The organism is Paraburkholderia sp. (assembly GCF_035948235.1).
Taxonomy (GTDB): domain Bacteria; phylum Pseudomonadota; class Gammaproteobacteria; order Burkholderiales; family Burkholderiaceae; genus Paraburkholderia.
This window is the reverse complement of the sequence record NZ_DASZJJ010000142.1, coordinates 1-14,299: the sequence shown is the minus strand read 5'-3', so window position 1 is coordinate 14,299 and position 14,299 is coordinate 1. Positions and strand designations below refer to the sequence as shown.

Annotated in this window: 11 protein-coding genes; 3 read left to right on the top strand and 8 right to left on the bottom strand. The window is 65.6% G+C overall.

The features are described from left to right. The 5 genes from VG320_RS12720 to VG320_RS12700 all read right to left on the bottom strand — a co-directional run. A partial coding sequence (locus VG320_RS12720; protein WP_414696028.1) for an ABC transporter ATP-binding protein occupies positions 1–1,420 on the bottom strand: 1,420 nt, incomplete at its 3' end. A 438-nt stretch (positions 1,421–1,858) separates the two neighbouring features. Then, entirely contained in the window at positions 1,859–2,494 is a 636-nt protein-coding gene (locus VG320_RS12715) for a riboflavin synthase (RefSeq protein WP_327200464.1), read from the bottom strand. 53 nt (positions 2,495–2,547) lie between these two features. After that, a complete protein-coding gene (gene ribD / locus VG320_RS12710) occupies positions 2,548–3,696 on the bottom strand; it encodes a bifunctional diaminohydroxyphosphoribosylaminopyrimidine deaminase/5-amino-6-(5-phosphoribosylamino)uracil reductase RibD (protein ID WP_327200462.1) in 1,149 nt (382 codons plus the stop codon). Between the two features lie 86 nt (positions 3,697–3,782). After that, positions 3,783–5,081, bottom strand: a complete 1,299-nt coding sequence (gene hemL / locus VG320_RS12705; RefSeq protein ID WP_327200461.1) for a glutamate-1-semialdehyde 2,1-aminomutase — start codon at positions 5,079–5,081, stop codon at positions 3,783–3,785. 176 nt (positions 5,082–5,257) lie between these two features. Further along, positions 5,258–5,839: a hypothetical protein gene (locus tag VG320_RS12700; RefSeq protein WP_327200460.1), complete on the bottom strand. Its 582-nt coding sequence runs from the start codon at positions 5,837–5,839 to the stop codon at positions 5,258–5,260. 223 nt (positions 5,840–6,062) lie between these two features. Here VG320_RS12700 and VG320_RS12695 point away from each other — a divergent pair, with 223 nt between their 5' ends. Continuing rightward, complete coding sequence (locus tag VG320_RS12695; protein ID WP_327200459.1) at positions 6,063–7,301, top strand: Bcr/CflA family multidrug efflux MFS transporter; 1,239 nt, start codon at positions 6,063–6,065, stop codon at positions 7,299–7,301. A gap of 78 nt (positions 7,302–7,379) precedes the next feature. On the opposite strand, the gene VG320_RS12690 is transcribed toward VG320_RS12695, so the two are convergent. The 3 genes from VG320_RS12690 to zwf all read right to left on the bottom strand — a co-directional run bounded on the left by VG320_RS12690 (position 7,380) and on the right by zwf (position 11,581). Continuing rightward, positions 7,380–9,302 (bottom strand): bifunctional transcriptional regulator/glucokinase, encoded by a 1,923-nt coding sequence (locus VG320_RS12690; protein ID WP_327200458.1) that lies wholly within the window; start codon positions 9,300–9,302, stop codon positions 7,380–7,382. Further along, positions 9,283–9,984, bottom strand: a complete 702-nt coding sequence (gene pgl / locus VG320_RS12685) for a 6-phosphogluconolactonase (RefSeq protein ID WP_327200457.1) — start codon at positions 9,982–9,984, stop codon at positions 9,283–9,285. Before pgl ends, VG320_RS12690 begins: the two co-directional genes overlap by 20 nt. 130 nt (positions 9,985–10,114) lie before the next feature. Beyond that, entirely contained in the window at positions 10,115–11,581 is a 1,467-nt protein-coding gene (gene zwf, locus VG320_RS12680; RefSeq protein WP_327200456.1) for a glucose-6-phosphate dehydrogenase, read from the bottom strand. A gap of 608 nt (positions 11,582–12,189) precedes the next feature. Between zwf and VG320_RS12675 the strand changes: the two genes are divergently transcribed. Both VG320_RS12675 and VG320_RS12670 read left to right on the top strand, forming a co-directional pair. Continuing rightward, positions 12,190–13,437, top strand: a complete 1,248-nt coding sequence (locus VG320_RS12675; RefSeq protein WP_327200455.1) for an ABC transporter substrate-binding protein — start codon at positions 12,190–12,192, stop codon at positions 13,435–13,437. Positions 13,438–13,586: 149 nt separating this feature from the next. Continuing rightward, positions 13,587–14,299 (top strand): sugar ABC transporter permease (locus VG320_RS12670; RefSeq protein ID WP_327200454.1); only part of this gene is annotated, 713 nt, incomplete at its 3' end.

Here is a 14,299-nt window from a genome sequence, read left to right as displayed (position 1 = left end):
CGGCGTGCACGATTTCGGCATGCGTGGCGCCGGGGCGCGCGTAGGCGATGTTCTCCGCTAGCGAGCGGTGGAACAGCACCGGTTCCTGCTGGACGATGGCGATCTGCGAGCGTAGCGACGCCTGCTGCACGCGCGCGATATCCTGCCCGTCGATCGTGATGCGGCCCTCGGATGCGTCATAGAGGCGCTGGATCAGCTTGATGAGCGTCGTCTTGCCCGAGCCCGAATGGCCGACCAGCCCCACGCGCTCGCCCGGTGCGATGCGCAGATTCAGGTTCGCGTAAAGCGGGCGTTCCAGCGCGCCATAACGGAACGTCATGTTCTCGAAGCGGATATCGCCGCGATCGATCACGATGGGCGGCGCGCCCGGGATGTCTTCGATGCCAAGCGGCTGGGCGTCGAGCATCACCAGTTCTTCCATGTCGTTGACCGAGCGCTGAAGATTGCGCACGTGCATGCCCACGTCGCGCAGATAGCCCTTGAGCAGGAAGAACAGCGTGAGCGCGAAGGTGATGTCGCCCACGCTCGCCAGCCCCCGCGCCCACAGCAGCAGCGCCGCGCCAAGAATCGCCGCCTGCATCGCCACCAGCAGCGCGCCCTGCACGCCGCCGTTGAAGGTGCCGCGCCGCCACGTGCGCCGCGTGCGGCTGTCCCACTTGTCGATCACGCGGGCGAGGCGTGTCTCTTCGCGCGCCTCGGCGCCGAAGGCCTTCACGACGGGATTGCAGGACACCGCATCGGCGAGCGCGCCGCCCATCTTCGTGTCCCACTGGTTCGCCAGACGCGCGGACGGCGCCACGTAGAACAGCGAGAGCGACACGGTGATGGCCAGATACAGCGCCGAACCGATGCCCACTACCAATCCCATCAGGTGCCACTGCACCGCGAGCAGTGCGGTCGAGCCCACCAGCATCACGAGCGAGGGGAACAGCGCGACGAGCAGCGTATCGTTGAGCAGATCGAGCGCCCACATGCCGCGCGTGATCTTGCGCACCGTGGAGCCCGCGAAGCTGTTGGCGTGCCAGTCGGTCGAAAAGCGCTGCACGCGGTGGAACGCGTGCGTGGCGACCTCGCCCATCATGCGCAGCGTGAGCACGATGATGTTCTGGAACGCGGCCTGGCGCATCAGCGTACCGGTGAGCCCAAGCGCGGTAAGCGCCACGAACGCCATGACGGCCGCGTGCCACGCGGCGGCGTTGCCGCTGGCGTCATGGGCGAGCGCATCGACGAGTTGGCCCGCGTAGTGAGGCGTGAACACGTCGGCGAGCGCGCCGAGCAGGGCGGCGAGCGCGACCGCGCTCACGCGCCACGGCTGGCGCGACCAGTGCCGCCAGGTGAAGCCGAGCACCTTGCGGAAAGTGTGGCCGCCGGTAACGCGTACCGGAGCGGATTGTTGGTCTTGATCTGTCATGGACAGCATGCCCCGGTCGCGAGACCCGGAGACTTCCCTGAAAGAGAGGAGCAAAAAAGAAAGCGACGGCGACACATTCCGGCATAACGAGCCGGACGCATCACCACAAAAAATCGCTGGAAACTGGCGCAGCGGCAATCTGTGCGCTGCGCTTTGACAACCTACGGTCGCGGTCGACCCGCTCGACTGAGGGTGCCTTTGCCGATAGCGCTACAAGAAACGCTACGGGACATCACCCAAACCGGCGGCATGACAGCGGCCATCTCAATCGTTGCCATCGTTGCCTCCTTGTGACGTTCGGGTGAATAAGAGAGAGTGCGGCATGCCGGAGCAAACCGCGAGAGGAATAGTCTGAATCTTAGCAGCGCCAGGCAAGTTGCGCTTGCATGTTGCGCGCGCCGTGAGGAACGGCGCGCGTGCATCAACTCCGCATCAATCGCGCTTCAATCAATCCTTGTCGGCGCGTCCGGTCACGCCTGCCGAGAGCATCCGCTCCACATAGCGCGCAATCAGATCGATTTCCAGATTGACCTTGGTGCCCGCCGCGAGATGCTTGAGCGTCGTCACTTCGACGGTGTGAGGAATCAGGTTGATCGAGAACTCGCAGCCATCGGCGCGATCGTCCACGGAATTGACCGTCAGGCTCACGCCGTTGACCGTGACCGAACCCTTGTAAGCCAGATAGCGGCCGATTTCCACCGGCGCGAGAATGCGCAGCTCGTGCGATTCGCCCACCGGCGCGAAGCGCGTGACCGTGCCCAGACCGTCGACGTGGCCCGACACAATATGGCCGCCCAGCCGGTCGTGCGCGCGCAGCGCCTTTTCGAGATTCACTTCGCCGGTATCGGCCAGACCGACGGTGCGGTTCAGGCTTTCGCGCGATACATCGACGTCGAAGGTCGTGGCCGTCTTGGCGATCGCGGTCATGCACGCGCCCTGGATGGCGATGCTGTCGCCCAGTTGCACGTCGTCGAGGTCGAGGCCGCCTGCGTCGACGGTCAGGCGCACGCCTGCATCGGCGTCGGCGCCAAGGGGCTTGATCGAGGCGATGCGGCCCACGGCCGCGACGATTCCGGTAAACATCTGGCTGTCCTTGAGTGGTTCGTTCAGTGCCTGGTTCAGCACGTTCGTGAGATTCATTGGGCGTCCTCCAGCGTGCCCGGCGCGCCGTCGGCGTTGTCCGGCACGAGGCGCGCGAGAATGCGCAGGTCGTCGCCGACGCGATCGACCGAATGGAACGCCAGGCGTGTGCGCGCGTCGAGCGTAGCCGGTGCGGCCAGATCGGCCATGCCGAGCGACTGCGTGCCGAGCAGCGAGGGCGCGAGATACACCAGCAGTTCGTCCACGCAGCCTTCGCGCAAAAGCGAGCCATTGAGCTTGTAACCCGCTTCAACGTGAAGTTCGTTCACGCCGCGCGCGGCGAGTTCGGCGAGCATGGCCGGCAGGTCGACCTTGCCGTGCTCGTTGCCGAGCGCGACGATTTCCGCGCCGCGCGCGCGCAGCGCATCGGCGCGTTCCTCGTTATTTGCGTCGAGCGTGGAGCAGAACACCAGCGTGGGCGCGCCCACGAAAATCTGCGCAAGCGGCGAGGCGTCCAGACGGCTGTCGATCAGCACGCGTTTGGGCTGGCGCGGCGTGTCGATCGCGCGCACGGTCATGCGCGGGTCGTCTTCTTTCACCGTGCCGATGCCCGTCAGAATCGCCGAGGCGCGCGCGCGCCAGGCGTGGCCGTCGGCGCGCGCGGCTTCACCCGTGATCCACTGGCTTTCGCCAGAGGGCAGGCCGGTGCGGCCGTCGAGCGTGGCGGCCACCTTCATGCGCACCCACGGGCGCTTGCGCGTCATGCGCGAGACGAAGCCGATGTTCAGTTCGCGCGCTTCGTTGGCGAGCAGGCCGCAGCGCACGTCGATACCCGCATCGCGCAGCATCGACAGGCCGCGCCCCGACACCAGCGGGTTAGGGTCTTCCATCGCGGCGATTACGCGCGCGACCTTCGCTTCGATCAGCGCATTGGCGCACGGCGGCGTGCGGCCGAAGTGGCTGCACGGCTCCAGCGTCACGTAGGCGGTCGCGCCGCGCAGGTCGTGGCCGCGCGTGCGGGCGTCCTTCATCGCCTGGATTTCCGCGTGATCGAAACCCGCGGGCTGGGTGAAACCTTCGCCGATCACCACGCCGTCCTTGACCAGCACGCAGCCGACGCGCGGGTTGGGATCGGTCGTGTAAAGGCCGCGCGTCGCGAGGGCGAGCGCGCGTTCCATGTGGACGAAATCGGATTGCGAGAACATCGTCGATCTTTCTCCGCGGGGGCGGTCGGGTGGAACCGGCGAGGCGTGCGCCTCGCCTTCGGCTGGCTTGTTACGGCGCGTCTGCTTTACTTTTCGGCGAGCGCGCGGCGCGCGGCTTCGATGGTCTCGTCGAGGATCGCGTCGTCGTGCGTGCTCGACACGAAGCCCGCCTCATACGCCGAGGGCGCAAAGTACACGCCCGCGTCCAGCATCTGATGGAAGAAGCGGTTAAAGCGCGCGACGTCGCTCTTCGTGACTTCGGCGAAGCTGCCCGGCACTTTTTCCGCGAAGTAGAGGCCGAACATGGCGCCCACGGAATCCGCGACGAACGGCACGCCCGCTTCGCGCGCGGCCTGCGACAGCCCTTGCGCGAGACGCGCGGTCTTTGCGCTCAGGTCTTCGTAGAAGCCCGGCGCCTGGATCAGTTGCAGCGTCTTCAGACCCGCCGCGACCGCGATCGGGTTGCCCGAGAGCGTGCCCGCCTGATAGACGGTGCCGGTGGGCGCGAGGTGGTCCATGATTTCGCGTCGGCCGCCGAAAGCTGCAGCCGGCATGCCGCCGCCGATCACCTTGCCCAGACACACGAGGTCGGCTTCGACGTTATAGAGCGCCTGCGCGCCGCGCAGGCCCACGCGGAAGCCGCACATCACTTCGTCGAAAATCAGCACGCTGCCGTGCTTCGAGGTCAGCGCGCGCAGCGTGTGGATGAACTCGGGCGTGGCCTTCACGAGATTCATGTTGCCCGCAACCGGCTCGATGATGACCGCGGCGATTTCGTCGCCGAACGCCTTGAACGCTTCTTCGAGCGCCGCGACGTTGTTGTACTCCAGCACGGTGGTGTGCTTCGCGATATCGACCGGCACGCCCGCCGAAGTCGGATTGCCGAACGTGAGCAGGCCGGAACCGGCCTTCACGAGCAGGCTGTCGGCGTGACCGTGATAGCAGCCTTCGAACTTCACGATGCGGTCGCGCTTCGTGTAGCCGCGCGCCAGACGCAGCGCGCTCATGGTCGCTTCGGTGCCGCTCGACACCATGCGCACCTGTTCCATCGACGGGACGATCTTGCAGATTTCCTCGGCGATCTCGATTTCGGCTTCGGTCGGCGCGCCGAACGAGAAGCCCTTGGCCAGCACGTTCTGCACGGCTTCGAGCACTTCCGGATGCACGTGGCCGACGATCATCGGGCCCCACGAGCCGATGTAGTCGATATAGCGCTTGCCTTCCGCGTCCCACATGTACGGCCCTTGCGCGCGCTCGATGAAGCGCGGCGTGCCGCCCACCGAGCGGAACGCGCGCACGGGCGAATTCACGCCGCCCGGGATGGTTTGCTGCGCGCGATCGAAGAGGGCCTGGTTCGTGGTCTGGGTGCTGGAAGTGGAAGACATGAGTGCTGGACCTGCGAGAGTGGTGTCGGATGTCGGGTGCGGCAAGGAGCGCGGCGAGGCGTGCGCCCCGGCCCCGCGAAATGGCGGTCCGGCGCGCTCCGTAGTGTCCGAAATTGTACCGGACTCGCGCCGAACGGGCCGGGGGCCAGACTGGACGGCACGGCGGGCGCGGCGGGTCAGGTCGCGGTGCGCGATTTCGCGGCGGTCTTGCGCGTCTTTACCGGGGGTTTGTCCGGTTTGTCCTGCTTGTCCTCTTCGACGAGCGCGAGGCGCGCGTTTTCCGCCGCATGCATCGCCGCGACGGCCAGAGCGGGCATCGGGCGCTTGCCGGTCAGCTCGGCCCAGCGCTTTTCCAGCGCGCCCAGCGCGATTGGCTTGATGACGGTGCCCGAGCTTTGCGCGTCCCACGTCTGCACCGACCACGGATGCGCGCGCAGTGCGTCGCGCCCGATCACGACCTGGCCGCTGGCATCGACGAGCCAGTCATAAACGAAGTCGATACACAGCCGATAGCCGCGCTTGTAGGCCGCATCGGGCACCTCATAGGGCCCGCGCGTGACGTAGCCGGAGCCGAACAGGCCGCGCGGCTCGGCGGCGACGCGATGCAGGAACACGCGGTCGCCGGGCAGGATGCCGCGCGCGAAGCCGCAGCCCCAGGTGTCGGTGACGGTCTCGCCCGCCTGCACGCGGCGCGCGAAGTCGGACAGTTCAGGCCAGGGCCATTTTTTGGGGCTCCAGATCAGCAGGTACGCGCTCATGATCGATTTGTCGTTGCTGGGTGTGGCTTGCCGCGAGGCAAAGCGCGCAGCTTAGCGCATGGCGGGCCTGGGCGGTCCCGCCTGCGTAAGCCAACTGGAGGCCCCGGGGTACAATCCGGCTACGTCGCCGCTCCCTGCACCGGCCTTACGACCCGCGCAGACCGAGCCGGCCCATGACATCGAGACCGCGCCACCCGTGCGCGGTCCGCTCCCAGCCGACTCCATGTCCCATTCCCCACGACGCCGGCCCGATGGCCGGCTGATCCTGTTGCTTGGCGCGCTCGCCGCCTGCGGCCCGCTCGCCACCGACATGTACCTGCCGAGCCTGCCCGCCATCGCCCAATCGTTCGGGGTGAGCGCGGCGGCGGCCGCCTCGACGCTCACCAGTTTTATGGCCGGTTTCTCGATCGGCATGCTGCTTTACGGCCCGGTGTCCGACGCCTATGGCCGACGCCCCGTGCTGCTGGGCGGCATCGCGCTCTTTACGCTCGCGAGCATCGCGTGCTGGCTTTCGTATTCGGTCGGCGAGCTGACGCTCGTGCGCTTTCTGCAGGCGCTCGGTGCGGGCGCGGCTTCGGTGCTCGCGCGGGCCATCGCGCGCGATGCGCACGAACCGTCCGACGCGGCGAAGGTATTGTCGATGGTCGCCATCGTCACCTCGATCGGGCCGCTGCTCGCGCCGTTGATCGGCGGGCAGTTGTTGCTGCTGGGCGGTTGGCGCATCGTGTTCGTCGCGCTCACGCTGTTTGGCCTCGCCTGCGGCGTGGCCGCGTGGCTGCGCGTGCCCGAAACCTGGCCGCGCGAAAAGCGCGAAAGCGCCGCTGTGCTGCGCTCGTTCGCGGCCTACGGACGCTTGCTGCGCGACCCGCTGGTCTGGGGCCATATGCTGTGCGGCGGCATGGCGTTCGCGTCGATGTTCACCTACATCTCGGCCACGCCGTTCGTCTATATCGAGTACTTCCACGTTTCGCCACAGCATTACGGGCTGTTTTTCGGCATGAACGTGTTCGGCATCATGCTCGGCAATTTCCTCAACACGCGCTTTATCGGCCGGCTGGGCACGCTGAAGATGGTGTCGATGGCGTCCTTCGTGAGCATCGTCGCGTCGTTCTTTGTGGCGCTGATGTGCGTGACGGGGTGGGGCGGCCTGTGGTCGATCGTGTTCGGCCTGTTCTTTGTCGTGAGCGTGGTCGGTCTGCTTGGCGCGAACTGCGCGACCGATCTGATGTATCGCTATCCGAAGAATGCGGGCGCGGCGGCGGCCGTGTTCGGCGCGGCGCAACTGGGACTGGGGGCGTTCGCGAGCGCCGTGGTCGGCTGGTTTCCGGGGGTCTCGCCGTTCGGCATGGGTTGCACGATCGGCACCTGCGGCGTGTTGACGTGGGTGGGCCGCGCGCTGGTCATGAAGTGGCACGATCACCCCGCGCCGGGCGCGGCGGCGGCTTCATCGCCGCAGGCTTGAGCGCCTGGATGGGCTGAAAGCAAAACGGGACGTCGATCGACGTCCCGTTTTCATTTAATACAGCCGCTTCTTGACGCGTTATTCGCGCTCGCGCGGTGTGGACGACGCCCCGTGGCTCAGCCAGTCGAGCACGGCGGACGCATCGTCATCCGACTGCTCGCGCGCCTGCGCCACCGTCTGGCTCACGTCGTTATCGGGCGAGGCGCGACGAATCGCGACACCCACCGCGAGAATGTCGATCATCAGCAGATGCAGGATGCGCGAGATCATCGAAAGCTGCGACTCGCGCATTTCGATGTGATCGGTTTCCAGCGCCACGGTCGCGCGCTTGGCGAGCGGCGTGTTGCTGGAGGTGATGGCGATCACCTTGGCGCCTGCCTGCATCGCCACGTCGAGCACGCGCAGCAGTTCCGGCGCGCGGCCCGACTTCGACACGGCCACGATCACATCGCCCTTGCCGAGCAGCGCGGCAGACGCGGCCTGCATATACAGGTCGCCGTACGCAATGGTCGGGATGCCGAAGCGGAAGAACTTGTAGTGCGCGTCCTGGGCGACGATGTGCGAGTTGCCCAGACCGTAGAACTCGATGCGGCGCGCGCTGTTGAGCAGCGAAATCGCCTGCTCGACCTGATCGAAGTTCAGGTGTTCGCGCAACTGCAGGATCGCGGACACCGTGTTGTCGAGCACCTTCGCGCCGAAGTCGGTCGCCGTGTCGCCCAGATGCACCTGGCTGTGACTGACCGGAATCGTGCCGGTCAGGCCGGTCGCGAGCTTGAGCTTGAAGTCTGACAGACCCTGGCAGCCCAGCGAGCGGCAGAAGCGGATCACGGTGGGCTGGCTCACGTCGGCCTTGCGCGCGATATCGACGATCGGGTCGTTGATGATCGAGCGCGGATGGTTCAGCGCGAGATCGGCCACGCGGCGCTCGGCGGGCGTGAGCGCGTCGCGCATCTGACGGATGCGCTCGAACACCGCCGACGAGCCGCCGCCGGCGCGGTTCGAAAGCTGTTCCGCGAGAATCGCCGAAACCCCCAGAAACGCGGGGTATTCCGCCGTGATGACGTAAGTGGGCACGTTGGCGAGATAGGCTTCGAAACGGCCCTTCGCCTCGAAACGCTGGCGGAACGACGAGCGCGTGAACAGTTCGCCCAGACGCGGCACCACGCCGCCGCCCACGTAAATGCCGCCCAGCGAGCCGAGCGTTACCGCGATATTGCCCGCGAAGCTGCCGAGAATGCCGCAGAAGCATTCGACGGCTTCGAGCGCGAGGGCTTCGCCTTCGTGCGCGCGTTTGGTGATTTCCGCCGGATCGACGCTCTCCGCCACTTTCTTCTTGTCGCGCGCGGCCAGCGCGCGATAGATCAGCTCGATGCCGGGACCCGCGCAGACGCGCTCGAACGACACGTGCGGCCACTTCGTGCGCGCGTATTGCAGCACGATGTCTTCGCGCTCGTCCTGGGGCGAAAAGCTTGCGTGACCGCCTTCGCTGCCGAGTGCGATCCAGCGGTCGTCGGCGGGAATCAGGCCCGAGACGCCCAGACCCGTGCCCGGCCCAAGCAGCCCGATCACGCTGTTCTGGCGGCGCTGGCCGCCGCCCACCTGGACGCGCTGCGTGTCGGTCAGACCCGGCAGCGCCATGGCGAGCGCGGTGAAGTCGTTCACGACCAGCAGCGTGTCGAAACCGAGCGCGCGGCGCGTGGCTTCGATCGAGAAGGTCCAGTCGTGATTGGTCATGCGCACCTGGTCGCCGTCGACCGGGTTGGCGATGGCGATGGCCGCATGGTTCACGCGGCCGATCTTCGTGTCCTTCAGATACTGCTGGATCACTTCGGCGACGCCCGGATACTGCGCGCACGGATAGACCCGCACCTGGCCGATGTCGCCGGGCGAGGTTTCCAGCGCAAAGCGCGCGTTGGTGCCGCCGATATCGGCCAGCAGTCTCGGTCCGTCGGCGTGCTGGCCCGCGCCGGGGGCGGATTTGTTAGGCGCACCAGTAGACATCGAGTCTCACTCCCTTGTCGTTCGCCAGTTTCGAGATGGCGTTGTTTTGTTCTGTTGCCGCAGCCTGTTGCAGCACGTCGAGCTTGCGTTGCCCCGCGATCAGCAGGAACAGCCGGTCGACCTGGCGCAGCGCCTGCATCGACCACGACACGCGCGCGTGGGGCGCGGCCTGCGGATGCACGGCCACGAACGGGCGCGCGGTGGTGATGGCCTCATGCCACTCGGGCGCATCGGCGAAGATCGAGGCGGTGTGGCCGTCCTCGCCCATGCCCAGCACGGCCACGTTCGGCACAAAGCGCTGCGGATCGGCGTTGAGCGTGGCGACGTGGGCGTCGAGATCCTGCGCCACATCCACGAGCGGCAGGAAGCGCGCGTTCGCGGCTTCGTGCTTGAGCAACGTCTCGCGCACGAGGCGCGCGTTGCTGGCCGCATCGCTTTCAGGCACCCAGCGGTCGTCCACCAGCGTGACGTCGGTGTGCGCCCAGTCGAAGCGGTGCGTCGACAGGTTCTCGAGAAAGGGACGCGGGCTCGTGCCGCCGGAGACGGCGAGCGTCGCACGGCGCGCACCGGTGCCGGGCGCGGCTGCAAGAGCGGTGAGCGACGCATGTAGCGCGTCGCCCACGGCTCGCGCCAGCGCGTCGGATTGGACGCGCGGGTCGTCGAATACGTGAAGCTCGATCACTTCTCCTCCAGGCTGCTTTTTTGTAGGTCTTTGGGGTCTTTCAACTGTCCGTTACTGCGGGTGGCCTTACCTTTTGCGCGCTGCAAACGCCTACGAAAACCTGCCGCGCGCGCACATTCACCCGTTCACATCAATTCTCTTCTTCGAGCCAGCAGGTGCCGTGCTGCGCCAGCATCGCGCTCGCGGCCGCCGGTCCCCACGTGCCCGCCGCGTACGGCTTGGGCGGACGCGCCGAGGTGCTCCATTCGTTGAGGATCGGCTCGACCCATTTCCAGGCCGCTTCCTGCTCGTCGCGGCGCACGAAGAGCGCCAGACGCCCATTGATCACGTCGAGCAGCAGGCGCTGATACGCCTCCATCTGGCCTTCGCGGAAGAACTGGTCGAACGCCAGATCCAGATGCACGCTCGCGAGGTTCATGCCTTCGCCGGGCTGCTTGGCGAGGCAATAGAGGCGAATCGTTTCGTTCGGCTGCAGGCGGATCACGAGGCGGTTCGAGCCCGGACGCAGCGCCGTGGGACTGAGCGCCGAATGCGGCACGGGCCGGAAATTCACCACGATTTCCGCGACGCGGTCGGCCAGACGCTTGCCGGTGCGCAGGAAGAAGGGCACGCCGGCCCAGCGCCAGTTTTCGATTTCCACCTTGAGCGCGACGAAGGTGTCCGTGCGGCTGTCGGGCTTCACGCCTTTTTCGGTGGCGTAGGCGGGCACCGGCGTGCCGCGGATCACGCCTGCGTGATACTGGCCGCGCACCGCGACCTTGCTGATTTCGTTCGGATCGATGGGCTTGAGCGCGCGCAGCACGCGCAGCTTTTCGTCGCGCACCGAATCCGAATCCATCGAATGCGGCGGCTCCATCGCGACGATCGAGAGCAGTTGCAGCAGATGGTTCTGCACCATGTCGCGCAGCGCGCCGGTGTTGTCGTAGAAGTCGCCGCGCGCTTCCACGCCGAGTTCTTCGGCAATGGTGATCTGGATGCTTTCGACCCATTCGCGGCGCCACAGCGGCTCGAACAGCGCATTGCCGAAGCGCAGCGCCAGCAGGTTCTGCACCGGCTCTTTACCCAGGTAATGGTCGATGCGATAGATCTGCTCTTCCGCGAAGATTTCGCCAACGGCATCGTTGATCGCGTTCGACGATTTCAGGTCGTAGCCGAGCGGCTTTTCCAGCACGATGCGCGCATTCTCGTTCAGGCCGACCGCGGCGAGCGCACGGCAGATCGGCACGAACAGGGACGGGCCGGTAGCCAGATAAAACACGCGGATGCCAGGCAGTCCTGCGATGCCGTCACGCAGCGTGCCGAAGTCTTCGGCGCGCGACAGGTCGAGCTTCACATAGACGATGCGTTCGAGAAAGCTGGCCCAGGCGGCTTCGTCGAGGCCGTTCTTCGAGACGTGCGGTTTGACGTGTTCCTCGACCCACTGGAGATAGTGATCGCGGTCGTTTTCATGGCGCGCCACGCCCACGATCTTGCCGGACTCGGCCAGCATGCCCGAGCGGTGCGCTTCGAACAGGGCCGGAAGAATCTTGCGCATCGCCAGGTCGCCGGTGGCGCCGAACAGCACGAACGTGAATCCTGAATCGGTAGGGAATTGCATAGTCTCCGTCACAGTCCAGATAGGCCAGAAGCTGGCTGGAAGCGGGCCGCGGAAGCTGCGCCGGGCTGGCGCGGGCAGGGGTCCGTCAGGCGGCCGTAGTCCGATAAAATTTTTTTTGACACTGAATTGTAGTTTAACTACAATCCAAATCAAGAGGTAACGTTGATTCGATGAAAAAAGCGTGGGGAAGCGCGGCCCGGCGAGGGTTTGCGGCGGTCTTCAGGCGAATTTTCGCGAGTCGGACGAAACGTCTCCCATGTTAAAGGACAATGAATTCGTCCATCGGCGAGCCCGGCGTAGCGCCTGGCAAACGGTAAGTGGGAAACGCAGCCTCGACTGGCCGCGCATCTACAGGCAGCAAATAAGCCTGGCGGGGCGGCCGGACAAAATCAAAAGAGGAGACAGTCAGTTGCATCCCGAACCACTCATCTCTTGAGCGTCCAGCGGCCGGACCCCGGCCCGCGGCCCGCGCGCATCCAAAGACAACACGCGCACGCGGTACTCCGGCGCCCGTCCGTCCAGTGTTTTGCCTGTTTGAACTACACCGCACCCTGGCGCAATCAGGGGCCAACCGTCTTTTTTGTTCAGGTGTCTGGAGGAGATAAGCAATGAAATTCCGAGCGATCATGGGCGCCCTGTGCGCAGCAGGTCTGATGGGCGGCGTTGCCACGGCGCAAGCTGCCGAATCGATCGAAGTGCTGCACTGGTGGACGTCGGGCGGCGAATCGAAGGCCGTCGGCGTCCTCAAGGACGACATGCAGAAGCAGGGCTACACCTGGAAGGACTTCGCCGTTGCTGGTGGCGCGGGCGCGGCAGCCATGACCGCACTCAAGACCCAGGTGATTTCGGGCAACGCGCCGAGCGCCGCCCAGATCAAGGGTCCGCTGATTCAGGAATGGGCGGAGCAGGGCGTGCTGGTGCCGATCGACTCGGTCACCGGCGACTGGAAGGCTAACCTGCCGCCGCAGATCGACAAGATCATGCACGCGGACGGTCACTACGTTGCAGCGCCGTTCTCGGTGCACCGCGTCAACTGGCTGTGGCTCAACAAGGCAGCACTCGACAAGGTGGGCGCAAAGCCGCCCACGACGTGGCCGGAATTTTTCGCGCTGGCTGACAAGCTGAAGGCCGCAGGCATCCAGCCGGTCGCCGCAGGCGGCCAGCCGTGGCAGGACCTGACGCTGTGGGAAGACGTGGTGCTGTCGCAGGGCGCGGACTTCTACAAGAAGGCCATCGTCGATCTGGACCAGAAGACGCTCACTTCGGCGCAGATGGTTGGCGTGTTCGACACGGTCCGCAAGATCGAGTCGTACATGGATAACGGCCGCACGGGTCGCGACTGGAACCTGGCCACGGCCATGGTCATCAACGGCAAGGCCGGCATGCAGTTCATGGGCGACTGGGCCAAGGGCGAGTTCGCCAACGCGAACAAGAAGCCGGGCACGGACTACATCTGCGCACCGGTGCCGGGTACCTCGAAGGGCTACACCTTCAACGTCGACTCGTTCGTGTTCTTCCAGCAGAAGGGCCAGAAGACGGCAACGCCGGGCCAACTGGCGCTCGCCAAGACCATCATGAGCCCCGCCTTCCAGGAGCAGTTCAGCCTGTACAAGGGTTCGATCCCGGTGCGTCTGGGCGTCGATATGAGCAAGTTCGACGATTGCGGCAAGCAGTCGTACGCGGATGAGCAGACGGCCATCAAGGCCGGCGGCTACGTTCCGTCGCTCGCTCACGGCATGGCTCAGGCCGACGCAACGGCGGGTGCAATCACCGACGTCGTCACGAAGTTCATGAACTCGACGCAAGATTCGAAGAGCGCGGTTGAAGCGCTCGCGAAGGCTGCCAAGACGAAGTAAGCAGTCGGCTTGTGGCTTGTGAAGTGAAGTAAGACGGGGTGGGCCGCTGGCCTTGCTGGCGGCTCATCCCGGGCATGACGGTTCAACCCGAACCCCATCATCGTGCGCAAGGTCGCTTCGATCTTTCGCACCGTAACAGGAGTTGCGCAGTGACTGCTTCTCTTAGCGGCAACGGCAAGGCGGCCTCGCCTGCTGAATCGCGCCGCGCGTCGCCGATGGCGGCGCTCGCAGACCGCTGGATTCCGAAGCTGGTGCTTTCGCCCAGCATTCTGATCAGCCTTGTGTTCGTCTACGGCTTCATCGCCATTACCGGCTATATATCGCTGTCCACGTCGCGATTGATGCCGCGCTACGATTTTGCAGGCTTCGACCGTTACAGCGAGCTGTTCTCGAACGACGTCTGGTGGACGTCGGCGCAGAACCTCGGCTGGTTCGGCATTCCCTTTATCGTTATCTGCGTGTTTCTCGGCCTGTTTCTCGCGATCCTGCTCGACCAGCAGATTCGCCAGGAAGGCGCACTGCGCGCGGTGTTCCTGTACCCGATGGCGCTCTCGTACATCGTGACGGGCACGGCCTGGCAATGGATTTTCAATCCGGACCTGGGCATCCAGCAGGTGCTGCACGACTGGGGCTGGACGAGCTTCCAGCTCGGCTGGCTCAACGACCCGGACAAGGCGATCTTCTGTATCGTCGTCGCGGCGGCGTGGCAGTCCACCGGCTTTTGCATGGCGCTGTTCCTCGCCGGTTTGCGCGGCGTCGACAGCGAAATCTTCAAGGCCGCCCAGGTGGACGGCGCGACGCTGCCCACGATCTACCGCAAGATCGTGATTCCGAGCATGCGTCCGGTGTTTTTCTCGGTGCT